The 19,827-nt window shown below is 75.0% G+C and carries 14 protein-coding genes and 1 tRNA gene; 12 read left to right on the forward strand and 3 right to left on the reverse strand.

Going from position 1 to position 19,827, the window contains the following annotated elements; translation table 11 throughout:
* The first annotated feature begins 43 nt into the window (after positions 1 to 43).
* The 6 genes from ACGFXC_RS15500 to ACGFXC_RS15525 all read left to right on the forward strand — a co-directional run bounded on the left by ACGFXC_RS15500 (position 44) and on the right by ACGFXC_RS15525 (position 11,454).
* Positions 44 to 1,576, forward strand: coding sequence for a methyltransferase (locus ACGFXC_RS15500; RefSeq protein ID WP_393713007.1), 1,533 nt, complete (start codon positions 44 to 46; stop codon positions 1,574 to 1,576).
* A gap of 198 nt (positions 1,577 to 1,774) precedes the next feature.
* Positions 1,775 to 1,972, forward strand: coding sequence for a hypothetical protein (locus ACGFXC_RS15505; protein ID WP_393713009.1), 198 nt, complete (start codon positions 1,775 to 1,777; stop codon positions 1,970 to 1,972).
* 266 nt (positions 1,973 to 2,238) lie between these two features.
* Positions 2,239 to 5,097 (forward strand): type I DNA topoisomerase, encoded by a 2,859-nt coding sequence (topA, locus tag ACGFXC_RS15510; protein ID WP_393713011.1) that lies wholly within the window; start codon positions 2,239 to 2,241, stop codon positions 5,095 to 5,097.
* A 209-nt stretch (positions 5,098 to 5,306) separates the two neighbouring features.
* Positions 5,307 to 8,477 carry a dTMP kinase gene (tmk, locus tag ACGFXC_RS15515; RefSeq protein ID WP_393713013.1) on the forward strand — a complete coding sequence of 1,057 codons (3,171 nt, stop codon included), beginning with the start codon at positions 5,307 to 5,309 and terminating at the stop codon, positions 8,475 to 8,477.
* 91 nt (positions 8,478 to 8,568) lie between these two features.
* Positions 8,569 to 9,780: a DNA polymerase III subunit delta' gene (locus tag ACGFXC_RS15520; RefSeq protein ID WP_393713015.1), complete on the forward strand. Its 1,212-nt coding sequence runs from the start codon at positions 8,569 to 8,571 to the stop codon at positions 9,778 to 9,780.
* Between the two features lie 144 nt (positions 9,781 to 9,924).
* A complete protein-coding gene (locus ACGFXC_RS15525; protein WP_393713017.1) occupies positions 9,925 to 11,454 on the forward strand; it encodes an alpha/beta hydrolase in 1,530 nt (509 codons plus the stop codon).
* Positions 11,455 to 11,621: 167 nt separating this feature from the next.
* On the opposite strand, the gene ACGFXC_RS15530 is transcribed toward ACGFXC_RS15525, so the two are convergent.
* A tRNA-Thr gene (locus ACGFXC_RS15530) sits at positions 11,622 to 11,695 on the reverse strand.
* Between the two features lie 282 nt (positions 11,696 to 11,977).
* Between ACGFXC_RS15530 and ACGFXC_RS15535 the strand changes: the two genes are divergently transcribed.
* The 5 genes from ACGFXC_RS15535 to ACGFXC_RS15555 all read left to right on the forward strand — a co-directional run bounded on the left by ACGFXC_RS15535 (position 11,978) and on the right by ACGFXC_RS15555 (position 16,203).
* Complete coding sequence (locus ACGFXC_RS15535; RefSeq protein ID WP_393713018.1) at positions 11,978 to 12,547, forward strand: NADPH-dependent FMN reductase; 570 nt, start codon at positions 11,978 to 11,980, stop codon at positions 12,545 to 12,547.
* Positions 12,547 to 13,158: a serine O-acetyltransferase EpsC gene (epsC, locus tag ACGFXC_RS15540; RefSeq protein WP_393713019.1), complete on the forward strand. Its 612-nt coding sequence runs from the start codon at positions 12,547 to 12,549 to the stop codon at positions 13,156 to 13,158. The genes ACGFXC_RS15535 and epsC overlap by 1 nt, the downstream gene beginning before the upstream one ends.
* A gap of 75 nt (positions 13,159 to 13,233) precedes the next feature.
* Complete coding sequence (locus ACGFXC_RS15545) at positions 13,234 to 14,262, forward strand: PLP-dependent cysteine synthase family protein (RefSeq protein WP_393713021.1); 1,029 nt, start codon at positions 13,234 to 13,236, stop codon at positions 14,260 to 14,262.
* Positions 14,263 to 14,449: 187 nt separating this feature from the next.
* Positions 14,450 to 15,673 carry a serine hydrolase domain-containing protein gene (locus ACGFXC_RS15550; protein WP_393713022.1) on the forward strand — a complete coding sequence of 408 codons (1,224 nt, stop codon included), beginning with the start codon at positions 14,450 to 14,452 and terminating at the stop codon, positions 15,671 to 15,673.
* A 44-nt stretch (positions 15,674 to 15,717) separates the two neighbouring features.
* Positions 15,718 to 16,203 (forward strand): GNAT family N-acetyltransferase, encoded by a 486-nt coding sequence (locus ACGFXC_RS15555; RefSeq protein ID WP_393713024.1) that lies wholly within the window; start codon positions 15,718 to 15,720, stop codon positions 16,201 to 16,203.
* Positions 16,204 to 16,259: 56 nt separating this feature from the next.
* On the opposite strand, the gene ACGFXC_RS15560 is transcribed toward ACGFXC_RS15555, so the two are convergent.
* Positions 16,260 to 17,999 (reverse strand): bifunctional 3'-5' exonuclease/DNA polymerase, encoded by a 1,740-nt coding sequence (locus ACGFXC_RS15560; protein ID WP_393713025.1) that lies wholly within the window; start codon positions 17,997 to 17,999, stop codon positions 16,260 to 16,262.
* 358 nt (positions 18,000 to 18,357) lie between these two features.
* Here ACGFXC_RS15560 and ACGFXC_RS15565 point away from each other — a divergent pair, with 358 nt between their 5' ends.
* Positions 18,358 to 19,542 carry a DUF2786 domain-containing protein gene (locus ACGFXC_RS15565; RefSeq protein ID WP_393713026.1) on the forward strand — a complete coding sequence of 395 codons (1,185 nt, stop codon included), beginning with the start codon at positions 18,358 to 18,360 and terminating at the stop codon, positions 19,540 to 19,542.
* 13 nt (positions 19,543 to 19,555) lie between these two features.
* Here ACGFXC_RS15565 and tatA read toward each other — a convergent pair whose 3' ends face one another.
* On the reverse strand, positions 19,556 to 19,816 hold the full coding sequence (gene tatA / locus ACGFXC_RS15570; protein WP_393713028.1) for a Sec-independent protein translocase subunit TatA: 261 nt from the start codon (positions 19,814 to 19,816) through the stop codon (positions 19,556 to 19,558).
* Positions 19,817 to 19,827 lie beyond the last annotated feature (11 nt).

Here is a 19,827-nt window from a genome sequence, read left to right on the forward strand (position 1 = left end):
GGGGGTCGTACGCATCAGCGGCACCAGCGGCCACAATGGACGGGTGAGTACCACCAGCCTCCCCACGCCCGCCCGCGCCGCCGAACTCCGCGCCGCCCTCCTCGCCGCCGGCTTCACCGCCGACGGACTGCTCGAGATGCTCGGCGCCCCCGCCTACGCCGCGCTCGCCCGCAGCGAGACGGTCCCCGCCCTGCGCGCCGCCCGCAGCCACGGGGACGGCCCGCTCGCCTGCCTGGTCCGGCTGTTCCTGCTGCAGGGCGCCGTGCCGTACGCGCACGCCGCGGCCGCGCTGCCCGTCGACGCCGCGCTCGCCGACGGCTGGCTGCGGCGGGAGGCGTCCGCCGACGGCGCGGACACCGTGCGCGCCACCGTCGACGTGCGCCCGTACGGCGGTCCCGACGGCGAGGACTGGTTCATCGTCTCGGACCTCGGCTGCGCGGTCGGCGGGGCCGGCGGGATCGGCAGCCGCGACGAGGGCGTCGTGCTCGGCGTCGGCGGGGCCTCCACGACCCTGGCCGGAATCACCGTCCGCGTCCCGGTCGGTTCGGCCCTCGACCTCGGCACCGGATCCGGCATCCAGGCCCTGCACGCCGCGCAGCACGCCACCCGGGTCACCGCCACCGACGTCAACCCGCGGGCCCTGGACATCACCCGTCTGACGCTCGCGCTGTCGGGGGCGCCCGGGGCCGAGCTGCTCGCCGGGTCCCTGTTCGAGCCCGTGGGGGAGGCGACGTACGACCTGATCGTCTCCAACCCGCCCTTCGTGATCTCGCCCGGCGCCCGGCTCACCTACCGGGACGGGGGCATGGGCGGCGACGACCTGTGCCGGACCCTGGTGCAGCAGGCGGGCGCCCACCTCAACCCGGGCGGCTACGCGCAGTTCCTCGGCAACTGGCAGCACGTCGAGGGCGAGGACTGGCACGACCGGGTCCGCTCCTGGGTGCCGCGCGGCTGTGACGCGTGGATCGTGCAGCGTGACGTACAGGACGTGACGCAGTACGCGGAGCTGTGGCTGCGCGACGCGGGCGACCACCGCGGCGATCCGGCCGAGTACGCGCGCCGCTACGAGGACTGGCTCGACGAGTTCGAGGCGCGCGGGACCAAGGCCGTCGGCTTCGGCTGGATCACGCTGCGCCGCACCACGGCGGCCGAGCCCTCGATCGTCGTCGAGGAATGGCCGCACTCGGTGGAGCAGCCGCTCGGCGACACCGTCCTCGCGCACTTCGCCCGCCAGGACTACCTGCGCGAACACGATGACGCGGCCCTGCTGGCCGGGTACTTCCAGCTCACCGAGGAGATCGTCCAGGAGCAGGTCGGCGCGCCCGGGGCGGAGGATCCCGAGCACGTGGTGCTGCGGCAGCACCGCGGCATGCGCCGCGCCACCAAGGTCGACACCGTCGGGGCGGGTTTCGCGGGGGTGTGCGACGGCTCACTCAGCGCGGGCCGGATCCTGGACGCGATCGCCCAGCTGGTCGAGGAGGACCCCGTGGTCCTGCGGGACCGGACGCCGGAAGCGATCCGGATGCTGGTGGAGCAGGGCTTCCTTGAGCCCGTACAGGGGCCGGCCGCGGGCTGAGCCCGCCCGCGCGGGCGGACGTGGCCGCGATGTAACCCGGGGTTCGCCCGCCGTCTCCCCGCGGCTGGCAGGCTCCGGGACGGCGGGATCCGGGGGATCGCGTCCGCGACACGCGGGGCGGGCGCGCGGGGGATCCGAGGGGGTTCCCGGGCGGCGACGTCCCCGGACCGCGCGGGGCTGCGAGCGAAGGGGAGCGGTATGGAGAGCGGTCCGGCGATCTTCGCGGCAGCCGTCTTCCTGCTGTTCGGGGCGGCGCTGCTGATCTGGACAGGGGCGCGCGTGCTGCACCGCGCGCCGGTGGCCGAGGGAGTGCGCCCCGCAGTGGCCGTACCGGTGGCACTGCTGGCCGGAACGGGGTCCCTGGCCCTCGGCGTCTGGTGCCTCCAGCGGTTCTGAAGGACCCGCCCGCCATGATCTCCGCAGGGTGAGAAACCCGACGTCGAGGCGGGTGCGCGGGCGGGGCCAGACGGCCCCCAGGCCACTCGGCCCGGTGACCGGAAGGGGGCCGCCGCGGCATCCGGGCGGCAGAAACGGCACTTGTCGGGTTACCGTTCGAGTGGCCGTTGCGGGCTTGTGCCGTTTGACACGGGGGCGGGTTGTACCGTCACACTCCGCAGCGTCGCCGTACCGCGACCGAGTGCCGACCGGAGAGAAGAGCCAAGTTGTCCCCGACTAGCGAGACCGCAAAGGGCGGCCGCCGACTCGTCATCGTCGAGTCCCCTGCCAAGGCGAAGACGATCAAGGGCTACCTCGGCCCGGGATACGTCGTCGAGGCGAGCGTCGGGCACATCCGCGACCTCCCCAGCGGCGCGGCCGAGGTTCCCGACAAGTACACCGGCGAGGTCCGCCGGCTCGGCGTGGACGTCGAGCACGACTTCGCGCCGATCTACGTCGTCAACGCAGACAAGAAGGCGCAGGTCCGCAAGCTCAAGGACCTGCTGGCCGAGTCCGACGAACTCTTCCTCGCCACCGATGAGGACCGCGAGGGCGAAGCCATCGCGTGGCACCTCCAGGAAGTCCTCAAGCCCAAGGTCCCCGTCCACCGGATGGTCTTCCACGAGATCACCAAGGACGCGATCCGGGACGCCGTGGCCAACCCGCGCGAGCTCAACCAGCGCATGGTCGACGCCCAGGAGACCCGCCGCATCCTCGACCGCCTCTACGGCTACGAGGTCTCGCCGGTCCTGTGGAAGAAGGTCATGCCGAAGCTGTCGGCGGGCCGCGTGCAGTCGGTGGCCACCCGTCTCGTCGTCGAGCGCGAGCGCGAGCGCATCGCCTTCCGCTCCGCCGAGTACTGGGACCTGACCGCGACCTTCGCCACCGGCCGCGCCGGTGACGCCTCGGACCCCTCGACCCTGGTCGCCCGCCTGAACGCGGTGGACGGCAAGCGCGTCGCGCAGGGCCGCGACTTCGGCTCGAACGGGCGGCTCAAGAGCGAGACGCTGCACCTCGACGAGGCGGGCGCCCGGGCGCTCGCCGCCGCGCTGGAGCAGACCTCGTTCGGCGTCCGGTCGGTCGAGTCCAAGCCCTACCGCCGCTCCCCGTACGCCCCGTTCCGCACGACGACGCTCCAGCAGGAGGCCTCGCGCAAGCTGGGCTTCGGTGCGAAGGCGACGATGCAGGTGGCGCAGAAGCTGTACGAGAACGGCTTCATCACCTACATGCGTACGGACTCCACGACCCTGTCCGAGACCGCGGTGTCGGCGGCCCGGGCGCAGGTCACGCAGCTCTACGGGTCCGAGTACCTGCCGGAGAAGCCGCGCGTCTACGCGGGCAAGGTCAAGAACGCCCAGGAGGCGCACGAGGCGATCCGGCCTTCGGGTGATCGTTTCCGCACTCCGGCCGAGACCGGTCTGAGCGGCGACCAGTTCCGCCTGTACGAGCTGATCTGGAAGCGGACCGTCGCCTCCCAGATGAAGGACGCGACCGGCAACTCGGTGACCGTGAAGATCGCCGGCCGGGCGGCCGACGGCCGTGACGCCGAGTTCAGCGCCTCCGGCAAGACGATCACCTTCCACGGCTTCATGAAGGCCTACGTCGAGGGCGCGGACGACCCGAACGCCGAGCTCGACGACCGCGAGAAGCGGCTGCCGCAGGTCGCCGAGGGCGACGCGCTGAGCGCCGAGGAGATCACCGCCGACGGCCACTCGACCAAGCCGCCGGCCCGCTACACCGAGGCCTCGCTGGTCAAGGAGCTGGAAGAGCGCGAGATCGGCCGCCCGTCGACGTACGCGTCGATCATCGGCACGATCCTCGACCGCGGCTACGTCTTCAAGAAGGGCACGGCACTCGTCCCGTCCTTCCTGTCGTTCGCCGTCGTGAACCTGCTGGAGACGCACTTCGGGCGGCTCGTCGACTACGACTTCACCGCGAAGATGGAGGACGACCTCGACCGCATCGCGCGGGGCGAGGCCCAGTCCGTGCCGTGGCTGAAGCGGTTCTACTTCGGCTCCGAGGACGCCTCGGAGGTCGTGCCGGCCAACGGGGACCACCTCGGCGGCCTGAAGGAGCTGGTCACGGACCTGGGCGCGATCGACGCCCGCGAGATCTCCTCCTTCCCTGTCGGCGACGGCATCGTCCTGCGCGTGGGCCGCTACGGGCCGTACGTGGAGCGGGGCGAGAAGGACGCCGAGGGCCACCAGCGCGCCGACGTCCCCGAGGAGCTGGCTCCGGACGAGCTGACGGTCGAGTACGCGCAGGAGCTCTTCGCGAAGCCGAGCGGTGAATTCGCACTGGGCGCCGACCCGGTGAGCGGGAACCAGATCGTCGCGAAGGACGGCCGCTACGGCCCGTACGTCACGGAGATCCTCCCCGAGGGCACGCCGAAGACGGGCAAGAACGCGGTCAAGCCGCGGACGGCCTCGCTGTTCCAGTCGATGAGCCTGGACACGGTCACCCTCGACGACGCGCTGAAGCTGATGTCGCTGCCGCGCGTGGTGGGCGCGGACGCGGAGGGCGTGGAGATCACGGCCCAGAACGGCCGCTACGGCCCGTACCTGAAGAAGGGCACGGACTCGCGGTCCCTGGAGACCGAGGACCAGCTCTTCTCGATCACCCTGGACGAGGCGCTCGCGATCTACGCGCAGCCCAAGCAGCGGGGCCGGGCCGCGGCCAAGCCGCCGCTGAAGGAGCTGGGCACGGACCCGGTGAGCGAGAAGCCGGTGGTGGTCAAGGACGGCCGGTTCGGGCCGTACGTGACGGACGGCGAGACGAACGCGACGCTGCGGCGGGACGACGACGTCGAGACCATCACGCCCGAGCGCGGCTACGAGCTGCTCGCGGAGAAGCGGGCGAAGGGTCCGGCGAAGAAGACGGCGAAGAAGGCCGTCAAGAAGGCTCCCGCGAAGAAGGCCCCGGCGAAGAAGGCGACGGCGACGAAGACCGCCACCGCCGCGAAGAAGACGACGGCGGCGAAGACCACGGCCGCGAAGACCACGGCCGCGAAGACCACCGCCGCGAAGAAGACGACGGCGAAGAAGGCCGTGGCGAAGAAGGCGGTCGCCGCTCCGGCGGACGAATAACCTCCGCTTCCGGCCTCCCGGCTCCGGACCCGGCTCCGGACCCGGCTCCGGCCGGCCGGGCGGGGGGCCGGAAACGACGTGGCCCGGGTTCCCGTGCGAGACCGCGCGGGGGCCCGGGCTTCCGCGTTCCACGGAGGTGGGTCCCGGGTCACATCCGACCTTGTCCACAGGCCCCCGCAGCCGCCAGGCACAGCGGATAGGCTGGGCGGATGACGCGAACCGAGCAGCCAACGGTCGTGACCGCCTCCGAGAACCCCACCTACGACGAAGCCCTGGCCGCGGACTCCCGCGAGCGAGCGGTGCGCGCCCTGCTGCGCACGCCCGGGCTGCGCCGGCTGTGGAGTGCCCAGCTGGTCAGCGGCATCGGCGATGCCCTGGCCCTGCTGGTCCTGGTGCTGCTGACCCTCCAGGCGGCCGTCACGGCCGATTCGGGGGGACCCTTCGGCGGCGGCTACCGGGGTGCGGCCTTCGCCGTCGCCGCGGTGTTCGCCGTACGGATCCTCGCCACCGTGCTGTTCGGCGCGGTCCTGCTGGGGCCGCTGGCCAAGCTCACCGGCCCCGGCGGCAAGCTCGACCGCCGCTGGACGATGGTCGGCGCCGACGGGCTGCGGATCGGCCTGTTCGTCGTCGCCCCGCTCTGGCTCGACTGGATCCCCGCGCACGCCACGACCGCGCTCCTCGCCACCGTCTTCGTCTCCGGCGCCGCCGAGCGGGTGTGGACCCTGGCCAAGGAGAGCGCCGCGCCCGCGCTGCTGCCGGCGCCGCCGCCGGAGGGCGCGACCGTCCGGCCGCTGCCCGACCACCTCGACGCCCTGCGCCGCCTGACGCTGCGCACCGCCTTCGCGGCGATGCCCGTCGCGGCCGCCGCGCTGCTCGCGGCGACCCTGGTGGGGCGCGCGCTGGGCCTCGGCGTGGACTGGTTCGCCGCGAACCCCTCCGCGCTGGGTTCGTACGTGGCCGCCGGGCTGTTCGCGGCGTCCGTCTCGCTGCTGCTCCCGCTGACGCTGCCCGACGGGAAGACCCCGAGGCCGCGCTCCCCGCTGGAGGGGCTGCGGGCCCCCCGGGTGGGCGAGCGGCCGGAGAAGGGCCGTACCGGCTCCGTTCCGCTGTTCGTGCTGGCCTGCGCCGCCGTGGCCGGGGCGATCTCCAGTGCCGCCTCCGTGGCCGTGCTGCACGCCTTCGACCTCGGCGGCGGGCCCTCCGCGTACGCCCTGCTGGTACTCGCCCTGGTCGGCGGCACCGGCCTGGGCATCCGCGGCGCCCAGGCGGGCAAGGCGCTGCCCGGGCTGTCCCGCCGGCGGATGCTGGCGCTGGCCATCGCGGTGACCGGGCTCGCGCTGCTGCTGACCGGGCTGGTCCCGGACACGGCGACCGTGCTCTTCCTGGCGCTGCTCGCGGGCACCGCCGCCGGCGTGGCCGCCAACACCGGGCACACCCTGCTGGACCAGGAGACCGAGGAGTTCCGCCGGGCCCGCGTCACCGCGCACCTGCAGGCCGTGGTCCGGATCGCCGTCGCGATCGGGGCCGTCGCCGCCCCGCTGCTGGCCGCCGCGATCGGACCGCACCGGCTGACCGGCGGGGAGGTCGTCTTCGCCCACGGCGGGGCCGCCTTCACCCTGATGCTGGCCGGCGCGCTGCTGCTGCCGGTCGCCGTCGTGGTCCTGGCCAAGGCCGACGACCGGGGCGGCGTACCGCTGCGGCGCGACCTGCGCGAGGCGCTGCGCGGCGGGGAGCCGCTCCAGGCCCCCTCGGCGACCGGGTTCTTCATCGCGCTCGAAGGCGGTGACGGCGCCGGCAAGTCCACCCAGGTGGAGGCGCTGGCCGACTGGATACGGGGCAAGGGCCACGAGGTCGTCGTGACGCGCGAGCCGGGGGCCACCCCGGTCGGCAAGCGGCTCCGCTCGATCCTGCTCGACATCTCCTCCGCCGGGCTGTCCAACCGCGCGGAGGCGCTGCTGTACGCCGCCGACCGCGCGGAGCACGTCGACACGGTGGTCCGGCCCGCGCTGGAGCGGGGCGCCGTGGTCATCTCCGACCGCTACATCGACTCCTCGGTGGCCTACCAGGGCGCCGGCCGGGACCTGTCCCCGACCGAGATCGCCCGGATCTCGCGCTGGGCCACCGACGGCCTGGTGCCGCACCTGACCGTGCTGCTCGACGTCTCGCCGGAGGCCGCCCGGGAGCGGTTCACGGAGGCGCCCGACCGGCTGGAGTCCGAGCCGACCGAGTTCCACCAGCGGGTGCGGGCCGGTTTCCTGACGCTCGCCGCGTCCGACCCCGGGCGCTACCTGGTGGTGGACGCGGGCCAGGACCCCGGCTCGGTGACCACCGTCGTACGCCACCGCCTGGACCGGATGCTCCCGCTCTCGGAGGCCGAGGTCGCGGCGCAGCTCGAAGCGCGGCGCCTCGCGCAGGAGGAGGCCCGTCGCAAGGCCGAGGAAGAGGCCGCCCGCAAGGCGGAGGAAGCCCGGCTGAAGGCCGAGGAGGAGGCCCGGCTGGCCCGCGAGGCCGAGGAGGCGCGGGTCAGGGCCGAGGCGGAGGCCGCCGAGGCGCGCCGGATCGCCGAGGAGGAGGCCGCCCGCAAGGCGGAGGAGGAGCGGCTGCGCGCGGCCGAGGAGGCCCGGGCCCGGGCCGAGGCCGAGCGGCTGCGTGCCGAGGCCGAGGAGAAGGCCCGCGCCGCGGAGCGGGAGCGGCTGCGGCTGGAGGAGGCGGAGGCGGCCCGGCTGCGGGCGGAGGCCGAGGCCCGGCGGCTGGAGAAGCAGCGCCGTGCGGAGGAGGCCCTGCTGCGGGCGGAGGAGGCACGCAGGCTGGCGGAGGCCTCGGCGGCCGCCGCTGCCGCCGCCGCGGCGGCTTCGGCCGCCACCGCGCCGGCGACCGCGCCCGCGGCCGCGGCCGCGCCTGCGCCTGCGCCGAAGGTGGCCATGCGCAAGGAGCCGCTGCACCCGGACCCGTACCAGCCGGACGATGCCGTCACGGTCGAGACCCCGGTGGTCAAGCGGACCGTGCGGCCCGATGACGTGACGCAGACCGTGCCCGTGCCGAAGGTCGGCCGCGCGGTGGACGAGACGGCCGTGCTGCCGCCCGTACGCCCCGACGGCAGGCCGCCCCGCGAGGCGTCGGCTCCGGCGACGCGGCCGACGGCCCGGCACTCGCAGGAGAGCCCGGCCGACCGGGTGCCGCCCGGCATCTTCCGGGACTCCGACAACGACGTGACCCGCGAGCTCCCGGTGCTCGGCGAGGACGGCCGGCCGCGCCGGACCCCGTCCGACTGGGCCGAGGCCACCCCGATGGACGACCTGCCGACCCTGGCGGACGAGCTGCTGGGCCCGCCGCGGGACGAGGACGGCGACGAGGGCGAGGGCGGCCGCCGCCGCCGCTGACCACGCGATGTCAGTGGCGGACGCCACAATGTGAGCAGCCGCGCGCGTCGTGCGCGGCATCGGGTACGCAGCGGGAAAGGCGGTGGGCGGGATGCCCGTGTGGGACGACCTGGTGGGCCAGGAGCGCGTGCAGGCGCAGCTCGCGGCCGCCGCGCGGGACGCCGACGCCCTCGTCACGGCCATCACGGCCGGGACCCCGCCGCCGGCCGCCTCCAAGATGACGCACGCCTGGCTGTTCACCGGACCGCCCGGCTCCGGCCGGGCCACCGCCGCCCGGGCCTTCGCGGCCGCCCTCCAGTGCGTCAGCCCGGACCGCGCCCTCGGCGGGGAACCGGGCTGCGGGTTCTGCGACGGCTGCCACACCACCATGGTCGGTACGCATGCCGACGTGGAGATCGTCCGGACCGATCTGCTGTCCATCGGCGTCAAGGAGACCCGCGACCTGGTGCGCCGGGCCCAGCTCTCGCCGGCCGTGGGGCGCTGGCAGGTCATCGTCCTGGAGGACGCCGACCGCCTCACCGAAGGTGCGGGCAACGTCCTGCTGAAGGCGGTGGAGGAGCCCGCGCCGAGGACGGTGTGGCTGCTGTGCTCGCCCTCGCTGGAGGACGTGCTGCCCACCATCCGCTCCCGCTGCCGGCACCTGAACCTGGGCACCCCGTCGGTGGCGGCCGTGGCCGACCTGCTGGTGCGCCGGGACGGAGTCGAGCCCGCCGCCGCCGCGAACGCCGCCCGCGCGACCCAGGGCCACATCGACCGGGCCCGCCGGCTCGCCACCGACGAGTCCGCCCGGACGCGCCGGGCCACCGTGCTGAAGATGCCCCTGCGGGTGGACGACGTGGGCGGCTGCCTCAAGGCCGCCCAGGAGCTGGTCGACGCCGCGGGCGAGGACGCCAAGCAGATGGCGGAGGAGGTCGACACCAAGGAGACCGAGGACCTGAGGGCGGCGCTCGGCGCCGGAGCGGGCGCGGGCGGCCGGATGCCCCGGGGCACGGCCGGGGTGATGAAGGAACTCGAAGACCGCCAGAAGCGCCGCCGCACCCGGACCCAGCGCGACAGCCTCGACCTGGCGCTGACCGAACTGACGGGCTTCTACCGGGACGTGCTGGCGCTCCAGCTCGGCTCGAACCTGGCCATCGCCAACGAGGACATACGGCACGACCTCGACCGGGTCGCCCGGGCCTCGGGCCCCGAGCGCACGCTGCGGCGCATCGAGGCGATCATCGCCTGCCGGGATGCCCTCGACCGGAACGTGGCGCCGCTCCTCGCGGTCGAGGCGATGACGATGGCGCTGCGGGCGGGCTGAGCTCGCTTCACCCGTCCGAGCGATCTCCGGCGTCCCGCGGGGAGGGCTCCGCGCCCGCGTGACGGCGCGGGCCCCCGGTCGGCGGTCGGCCGCCCGGCCCGCGGCGTCCGGACGCGCTCCGCGGGCAGCGCGTAGGCTCGCCGCATGGACACCAGGCGTCTGCTGCGTACCACCGGGATCGTGATCGCAGCCGCCGGGCTGCTGCTCTCCGGGTGCACTTCGGGGGGATCGGAGGCGGCCTCGGTGGAGCCGTCGGCGGTACCCGCCGCGCTGCGCCCGTACTACGAGCAGAAGCTCAGCTGGCGCGACTGCGGTGTGCCCGGCTTCCAGTGCTCCACCATGAAGGCGCCGCTGGACTACGCGAACCCGGGCTCCGGGCAGGACGTCGACATCGCGGTGGCCCGCCGCGCGGCCACCGGCCCGGGCAAGCGGCTGGGTTCCCTGCTGGTCAACCCGGGCGGCCCGGGCGGCTCCGGCATCGGCTACCTCCAGGCGTACGCGGGCGTCGGCTACCCGGCCGCCGTGCGCGCCCAGTACGACATGGTCTCCTTCGACCCGCGCGGGGTGGCGCGCAGCAGCCCCGTCGAGTGCCTGACCGGCACGGGGATGGACCGTTTCACCCAGGTGGACCAGACCCCGGACGACGCGGCGGAGCAGGCCCTGCTGGTGGCCGCGTTCAAGGAGTTCGCGGCGGCCTGCCAGGCCCGCTCGCAGCGCGTCCTGCCCCACGTCTCGACGGTGGAGGCGGCCCGGGACATGGACATGCTCCGCGGGGTGCTGGGCGACGAGAAGCTGAACTACGTCGGGGCCTCGTACGGCACCTTCCTCGGAGCGACGTACGCCGACCTGTTCCCGGGGCGCGTCGGCCGGCTCGTCCTGGACGGCGCGATGGACCCCAAGCGGCCCGCCCTGGAGCTGAACCGCGACCAGACGGCGGGCTTCGAGACCGCCTTCCGCTCCTTCGCGAAGGACTGCGCGAAGGAGTCGGACTGCCCGTTGGGGCAGGGCGACCCGGACGCCGTGGCGCAGAACCTGAAGCAGTTCTTCCGCAAGCTCGACGCCCAGCCCGTCCCGTCGGGCGACCCGGGCCGGCCGCTCGGCGAGTCCCTCGCGACGACGGGCGTCATCGCGGCCCTGTACGACGAGAGCGCGTGGCCGCAGCTGCGCACCGCCCTCACGGACGCGATGAACGGCGACGGGTCCGGGCTGCTGGCCCTGGCCGACAGCTACTACGAGCGCGGCGGGGACGGCACGTACGCGAACCTGATGTTCGCGAACGCGGCCGTCAACTGCCTCGACCAGCCGCCCGCCTTCGACGGTCCGCAGGCGGTCCGGGCCGCGCTGCCGTCCTTCGAGAAGGCCTCGCCGGTGTTCGGCGCCGGGCTCGCCTGGGCCTCGCTGAACTGCGCGTACTGGCCGGTGAAGGCCACGGGCTCGGCGAAGGCCCTGACGGCGAAGGGGGCCGCGCCGATCGTGGTGGTCGGTACGACCCGCGACCCGGCGACCCCCTACAAGTGGGCCGAGGCCCTGGCCGGCCAGCTGGACTCCGGCACCCTGCTCACGTACGACGGCGACGGCCACACGGCGTACGGCCGCGGCAGCGACTGCATCGACACGGCGATCAACCGCTACCTCCTGGAGGGCCAGGCCCCACCTGCCGGCAAACGCTGCTGACGGCCCGCCGCCGGGCGCGCGCACGCGCGCGCCCGATGTGGCGTGGCGCGCGGGCGACTTGAGGGCGAGGCCGGGGCCCGATGCCCCTCGGCGTGACGTCCGGGCGGGCGACCCCGGACATAGCAAAAGCCCCAGGTCACGGCGAGTGAGTCCTGGGGCTTCTACAGAGCCGCCTTCGGGATTCGAACCCGAGACCTACGCATTACGAGTGCGTTGCTCTGGCCAGCTGAGCTAAGGCGGCACCGCTGGGGAGATGAGAGGAATTCCCCCGGAAGGAGGCTCTCATCAGCAGCGGCGCCAAGTCTACAGGGTTAAACGGGGTGCCCTGAACCGGGCTGTGCGGGTGGGGCTCCGGTGGGGGTGGAGGGGTTGGTTAAGGGGTCTCCACCGGGGTTCGAGTCGGGCATCGGCGGCGGGTGGCACCTTTGCGTCGAGGGACGCGGGCCTGATCGGTGGCGTTCCGTCGAGTGAGTTCGGGAACCGCGGACAGGGGTCTCCGGGCGGCCGAGGAGGAGGAGATCCTGTGGTGAAGATCGTTTTGTTGTCCGGCAGTACGCGCCGGGACTCGGTGAACACCGCTGTACTGGAGACCGTGCGCCACATCCTGGCGGGCCTGTCCGGGGAGCACGAGGCCGTGGCGCTGTCCGTCGCGGAGCTGCCGTTCTACGAGGCGGAGCTGGAGCGGACCGACGGTTCGGCGGCGGTGCGGGCGGCGAAGGAGCTCGTCGCCGGGGCGGACGCGCTGTTCATCAGCACCCCCGCCTACAACGGGGAGATGCCCGGGGCGCTGAAGAACGCGCTGGACTGGCTGTCCCGGGGCATCGGCGGGCCGAGCCCGCTGACCGGCAAGGTGACGGCCGTGGCCAGTGCCTCGCCCGGGGCCCGGGGCGGGCTCGACGCGCAGGCCGGGCTGGCCGGCGTACTGGGGCGGTGCGGGGCGCGGGTCGTCGAGCACGAGCCGGTCGCCGTCGGCGGGGCGGGCGCCCTGGCCACCGAGGACGGGCGGTACACCGACCCGGAGCTGGTGGCGCGGCTGGCGGGTCTGACCGGCGCGCTGCTGGCCGAGGTGGCCGGAGTGAAGGTGCTGGTCTGATGGCGGGCGACCGGATCGGGCTGCTGCGGCTCATGAAGGAGGACCTGGAGGTGGTGGTCGCGCGGGATCCGTCCATGCGCAACCGCCGCGAGGCCCTGCTGCACGCGGCGCTGCCCGCGCTGTGGTCGTACCGGGTCGCGCACCGGCTGCACACGCGCGGACTGCGGATGACCGCGCGGATCATCGCCTGGCGGGCCCGCCGGAGCACCGCCGTCGAGATCCATCCCGGCGCGGTGCTCGGGCGCCGGGTGTTCATCGACCACGGAGCGGCCGTGGTGATCGGCGAGACCGCGGTGGTCGGCGACGACGTGACCATCTACCACCAGGTGACCCTCGGCGCGGTCGGCTGGTGGAGCGACAACGCCCGGGCCGAGGGGGAGCGCCGCCACCCGGTCGTGGGCCGGGGCGTCGTCCTCGGTACGAACGCCACGGTCCTGGGCCCCGTCACGATCGGCGAGGACGCCGTCATCGGGGCACAGGCGCTGGTGAACAAGGACGTGCCCGCGGGCGCGCGGGTGCTCGCCGCGACGGCCGTGATCAAGGCGGTCGGCCAGGAGCCGCAGCCCATGGAAGACCTGTACGCGGTGACGGCGTCGGCGGGCTCCTGGTAGCAGGCCCGGCCTGTCGTGCGCCCCCGATCCGCAGCCGTACGCGAACCGTACGAAACGACTTGTGAGGAAGCAGACGTGGAAAGCCGTGACACCCGCCGCATCGCCGACAGCATCGAGGACCTGATCGGTTCGACCCCGCTGATCCGCCTGCGGTTCGACGACACCGCCCCGGGCACCGAGGTGCTCGCCAAGCTGGAGTCGGCCAACCCGATGTCCACCAGCAAGGACCGGGCCGCCCTGTACATGCTGAAGGCCGCCGAGGAGAGGGGCGACCTGACGCCGGGCAGCGGGACCGTCATCGAGGCGACCTCCGGGAACACCGGCATCTCGCTGGCGGCGCTCTGCGCCGCCCGGGGCTACCGCTGCGTCATCGTGCTGCCCGACAGCGCGACCAGCGAGCGGGTCGCCCTGCTCCGGGCGCTCGGCGCGGAGATCGTGCAGACCCCGCGGGACGCCGGTTACCCCGGTGCGATCGCCAAGGCCGAGGAGCTGCACGCGGCGACCCCCGGGTCCTGGTTCCCGTGCCAGCACGAGAACGCCGACAACGTCCGGGCGCACTACGAGACCACCGGCCCGGAGATCTGGGCCGACACGGCCGGCCGGGTCGACGTCCTCGTCTGCGGCGTGGGCACCGGCGGGACGCTGAGCGGCATCGCGAAGTACCTGAAGGAGCAGGACCCGACCATCCGGGTCGTCGCGGTCGAGCCGGAGAAGTCCCCGGTGCTCTCCCAGGGCACCGGCGGGCTGCACCGGATCCCCGGCCTCAACGGCGGCTTCGTCGCCGCGACCACGGACGTGGACCTGATCGACAGCGTCGTGACCGTCTCCGACGAGGACGCGATGGCCGGGGCCCGCACGCTCGCCCGCCGGCAGGGCGTCTTCGTCGGGGTCTCCTCCGGCGCCGTCGCGCACGCCTGCTCCCGGCTGGCCGCGCATCCGGACTACATCGGCGCCACGATCGTCACCGTGCTGCCCGACACCGGCGAGCGCTACCTCAGCCTCTGGGACGAGGCCGCCGCCCCCGGCACCGCGTCCACGGGCCGCCCGGCCGAGGTGCCCGTCGTCCGCCCCGCCACGCCGCCGACCGTCGCGACCACCTCCTGACGCGGCGGTTCCGCGCCGGGCGGCCGGCGGCCCGCTGAGAGCGCTCCACGAACGGGACGGTCCGGGCGCCGGTCGCCGGGCCCCTCGGCTCCGCTCCGCCCCGCCCCCGCCGCAGCGGTCGCAGGGGCGGGGCGGGCGGGGCTAGCGTGGGGAGGGGGCCTGGGCGGCGCACGGGCTGGAGGCCGGCATGACGACACGGTGGCGCGGTGTGATGGCCGGAGCGGCCGCGGTGGGACTGGTGGTGGTGCCGCTGGGCGCCGGCTCGGCCGGGGCGCTGGACGCCCGCCCCGGCGCGTCCTCCGCGGTGGCGGCGGCGACGCCCGCGGCCGACGGGTTCCCTAAGCTGACGCCCGCGGTGGCGGCGGAACTGGACGCGGCCGTGCGCGAGGTGATGACGCGGGCCCGGGTCCCCGGCGTCATCGTGGCCCTGTCGGCCCCCGGCAAGGGCGAGTACGTACGGGCCTTCGGGGTCGCCGACAAGGCGAGCGGCGCCCCCATGACGCCCGGGCTCAACATGCGCATCGGCAGCGAGACGAAGACCTTCACCGTGACGGCCCTGCTCAGACTGGTCGACGAGGGCAAGGTGGGCCTGGACGACCCCGTCGGCAAGTACGTCGCCGGGGTGCCGAACGGGGACCGGATCACCCTGCGCGAGCTGGCGGACATGCGCAGCGGCCTGTTCAACTACTCGGCGGACGAGGGCTTCTTCAAGGCCCTCACCGGCGACCCCGAGCGCTCCTTCACCCCGCAGCAGCTCCTCGCGTACGCCTTCCGGCACCCGGTGAACTTCGCGCCCGGAGCGGAGTTCGAGTACTGCAACACCAACACGGTGCTGCTGGGGCTGGTGGTGGAGAAGGCGAGCGGGAGCACGCTGGCCGACTACATCACCGACCACGTGGTCAAACCCGCCGGGCTCAAGCACACCGTCTTCCCGGCGGGCGCGGAGTTCCCCGCTCCGCACGCCCACGGGTACACGAACCAGACCGCCGACGGGAAGACCGCGGACGCCACCGACTGGAACCCCTCCTGGGGCTGGGCGGCCGGTGCGATGATCTCCGACCTCCCCGACCTGCGGACCTGGGCCAAGACCCTGGCCACCGGCACCCTGCTGACCCCCGCCACCCAGGCCCAGCGGCTGAAGGTGAGCGCGGCGGGGGACCTGCCCGACACGGGCTACGGCCTGGGCATCTTCAACGTCGAGGGCTGGATCGGCCACAACGGCTCACTGCCCGGGTACCAGTCCCTGACCGTGTACCTGCCGCAGTCGCAGGCCACGATGGTCGTCCTGCTCAACACGGACATCGCGCACGAGGGCGCCGAGCCCAGCGCCCTCTTCGGCGAGGCGATCACCAAGATCGTCACTCCGCAGCACGTCTTCAGGCTCCCCGCGCAGCCGGAACCCGCCACCTGAGCACAATGGGGGCGGGCGCACCGACCGAGCGAGGAGACGCACACATGACGGACATCGAGACCGGCCGGACCGTCGAGGTCCGGGAGGCGGGCGGGGCGGACGTCGAGACGGCGGCGGAGCTGTTCCGCGGCTACCTCGACTTCTACGAGGTGCCGCCCGAGGACCCCGACGGCCCGCGGGCCTTCCTGGCCGAACGCATCGCGAAGGGCGAGTCGCTGGTGCTGCTCGCCGACGTGCCAGGCGCCGGGACGGTCGGCTTCGCCCAGGTCTACCGGGCCTTCTCCTCCCTCACGCTGAGCACGGCGTGGATCCTGAACGACCTGTACGTGGCCCCGTCCGGCCGCCGCACCGGCGCGGGCCGGGCGCTGCTGCGCGAGGTGCTGCGCCGGGCGCGCGCCGAGGGGGTGGCGGGGGTGCAGCTGGAGACCGCCTACGACAACCGGACCGCGCAGGGCCTGTACGAGTCGGAGGGCTTCGTGCGCGAGGAGTTCCACGTCTACTTCCACGACCTCGGGGGCGCTACGGGCTGAGGCCCTGCGCCGGTCCGCCCTGCCGGGCGGGGGCGCGGGGCCGGAGCCGGCCGGCGTCACTTGGCGTCGGCGTAGCACTCCACGACCGCGGTGGTGAAGGGGAAGCGGACCGGGGTCTCGCCGAAGCAGAGCCGGCCCGCCCGCTCCGCGGCGTCCCGGATCGCCTCCGCGACGGCCGGGGCCTCCTCGGCGGGGCAGTGCACGATCACCTCGTCGTGCTGGAAGAACACCAGCTCGGCGCGGAGCCCGGCGCCGGTCAGGGCCTGGCGCAGCGCCGCCAGGAGCAGCAGGGCCCAGTCGGCGGCGCTGCCCTGCACGACGAAGTTGCGGGTGAAGCGGCCGCGGGCCCGGCCGCCGGCGGAGGCGTGGCCCGGGGGCCGGCCGTCGGGGCCGTCGGGGCGTCCGGGGCGGTCCTGGGGCAGCCCGGCCTCGCCCCCGTCGCCCCCGTCGTCCTCGGGGGCGGCGGCGGGCGGCGGGCAGGTCCGGCCGAGCCAGGTCCGCACGAGCCGGCCCTCCTCGCCCGCGCGGGCGGCGTCGTCCACGTAGGCCACGGCCCGGGGGAAGCGGCGGCGGAGCGCGGCGAGGTTCTTGAGTCCGTCGCCGGAGGTCTGCCCGTAGACGGCCCCGAGCACAGCGATCTTGGCCTTGTCCCGGTCGCCGGAGAAGCCCTGCCGGGAGACGGCGGTGTAGAGGTCCTCGGCCCGGCCCGCCACCTCCATGAAGGCCGGGTCGCGGGAGATCGCGGCGAGGACGCGCGGCTCCATCTGGTCGGCGTCGGCGACGACGAGCCGCCAGCCCGGATCGGCGACGACCGCCCGCCGGATCACCTTGGGGATCTGCAGGGCGCCGCCGCCGTTGGTGACCCAGCGGCCGGTGAGGGTGCCGCCGGGGACGAACTCGGGGCGGAAGCGGCCGTCGTGGACCCAGTCCGCGAGCCAGGACCAGCCGTGGGCGGTGTAGATGCGGTACAGCTTCTTGTGGGCCAGCAGCGGCTCCACGGCTGGGTGGTCGACCTCCTGGAGGGCCCAGCGGCGGGTGGAGGCGAGCTTGATCCCGGCCTCCGCGAACGCCTTGACGACATCGGCCGGCAGGTCGGGGCGCACGCGGCGGCCGAACGCGGCGGACACCTCGTCGGCGAGCTCGGCCAGCCGGCGGGGTTCGCCGCCACCGCCGTAGCGCTCGCCGAGCAGCTCGGTCAGCAGCGCGCGGTGGACGTCGGCCCGCCAGGGCAGGCCGGCCCGGTGCATCTCGGCGGCGATCAGGAAGGCGGCCGACTCGGAGGCGACGAGCAGGCGCATCCGGTCGGGACGGGCGGTGGCGGCGATCCGGCGGGCCTGGTCGGCGTGGACGGCGAGCAGGGCGTCGAGGGACAGGGGCGCGGCGGGCCGGGGTTCGAAGAGGGAGTCCTGACTGCCGCGCGCGGCGGCGCGCGCCGGCGGGTCCGGCGGGACGGGGGCCCCGCTGAGGCGGGCCCAGGCCGCGGCCGCCGAGCGGGGCAGGCCGGAGCGGCCCTCGTGGCCGAGGAGCAGCAGCTCGGCGTCCTCGACGTCGTAGCAGCGCTCGACGCGGACGCCTGCGGCGAGCAGGCGGGGGTGGACGGCGGCGGTCGACGGCCAGATCCACCGGGTGGCGGCGGGGGCGGCGCGAACGGCCTCGGCGGGATCGCGGACGCGCAGGCGGGGGCCGGTGGCGGGGGGCACGGGTGCGGCGTGCCACCAGCCGTCGGCGGCCTCGGTGAGGGCCCACGGGCCGGGTGCGTCGCTCACGAGTGCGAGTGTCCCACCGGGCTCTGACATCCCCCGCCCGCCCCGCCGCGCCGGCCCCGGTGCGGCTTCCCCCGGCCGGGGGTAGAGGGTGCCGACCGGGGTGGATCTCCGGCGGGGCCGAGGCCGCCGGGCGGGCCGGACCCGCGCGGGCGGAGGACGCCGGAAGGTGGACCCCGCACCGGCCGCCGCTGGTCGGGGTGGCTCTCGGGCAGTCCGCGGTGCCGGGCGCCGCCGGGCGGGGTCGGCCCGGGCCGGGTGCCGGGCGCCGCCGGGCGGGGTGGGCCCCGGGCCGGGTGCCGGGCGGCGGGGGCGGATACTGCTTCGGGCGGCGCGCAGGGTGGGGGAAGGCGGCGGTGGGGGGTGGTGGGGGGCATGCCAAGCTGGAGGGGTGAGTGAGTTCGCCGAGACCGTTGACCGGGCCTTCGCCGCCGCGCTGTACGCCCAGGACGACGCCGGGCTCGATACGGGGGCCTCCCTGCTCGCCGCCGAACCCGGGCGGTGGCCCGGGGTGGGGCGGGAGCTGCTCGCGCGCGGGGAGGCGTACGCGCGGCAGGCCTGGGAGCGGGGCTGGCAGCCGGCCGACGTGCTCCGGCTGGTGCGCCGCGACCTGGAGGAGCTCCACGCCGCCATCGCCGAGGACGTGATCGCCGCCGAGGCCCGTCGCTACGCACGGCTCCCCGAGCGGTGGACGGACGCCGCGGCGTGGTGGGGCGAGGACGGCGCGTACGCCGAGCAGCTCGCGCGCCGCACCAGGGCGGACCGGTTCACCCTGGCCACCGCCGTGCTGGAGGTGTTCCGGCTGCTGGTCCGGCTCCCCTCCATCGAGCCCGTCGGCCCGGTCCCCGGTGACCCCGCGGACGACCTGGCGGCGCACGCGCACATCGAACCCCGCATGCTCGGCCGGATCCGCGCGCTGCTGGCCAAGGCGGAGGCCACCACCTTCCCGGAGGAGGCGGAGGCGCTGAGCGCGAAGGCCCAGGAGCTGATGGCCCGCCACACGGTGGACGAGGCGCTGCTCGCGGCCCGCGGCGGGGGCCGGGGACAGCTGCCCGGCGCCTGCCGGATCGGGGTCGAGCCCCCGTACGAGGAGGCCAAGGCGGTGCTGCTGGACGCGGTGGCGACGGCCAACCGCTGCCGGGCGGTGTGGAACAGCGGCTTCGAGTTCTCCACGGTGGTCGGCTTCGAGAGCGACCTGGAGGCGGTGGAGCTGCTCCACACCTCGCTGCTCGTCCAGGGCACGGCGGCGATGACCCGCGCCGAAGCGGCCCAGCGGGCCGGCGGACGCAAGCGGACGAAGACCTTCCGTCAGTCCTTCCTGCTCGCGTACGCCAGCCGGCTCGGGCGGCGGCTCGCGGAAACCGCCGAGCACACGGCCGCCGAGGCGCCGGACAACCTGCCCGCGCTGGTGGCCCGCGACGTCGCGGTCACCTCCCGGGCGGACGAGATGTTCCCCCGCACCACGACGACCCGGCTGCGCGGCGCCACCGACCACGCGGGCTGGGAGGACGGCACGGCGGCGGCCGACGCGGCGCACGTGGGCGGCGGCGGCCGCAACCGCACCGCCCTGCCGTAGCCGGGCGCCGGGGTCAGGCGCCGGGGCCCCGCGCCGCCGCCCCCTGAGCCGCCGGGCCCCCCGCCGCCGCCGCGTCCCGGGCCCCCGCGACCCCGTCCGCCGGGCCCTGCGGGACGGCGTCCTCGGTGCGCAGCGCCCGCGCCTCGGACTTCAGGATGCGCGCGGAGCGGCCCAGGGAGCGGGCCATGTCCGGGAGCTTCTTCGAGCCGAACACCAGCAGGCACACCACCAGCACGATGATCAGGTGCCAGGGTTCGAGGCCATTGCGGAGCATGCGGGTACCCA

The organism is Streptomyces sp. NPDC048507 (assembly GCF_043199995.1).
In the GTDB taxonomy this organism is placed as follows: Bacteria; Actinomycetota; Actinomycetes; order Streptomycetales; family Streptomycetaceae; genus Streptomyces.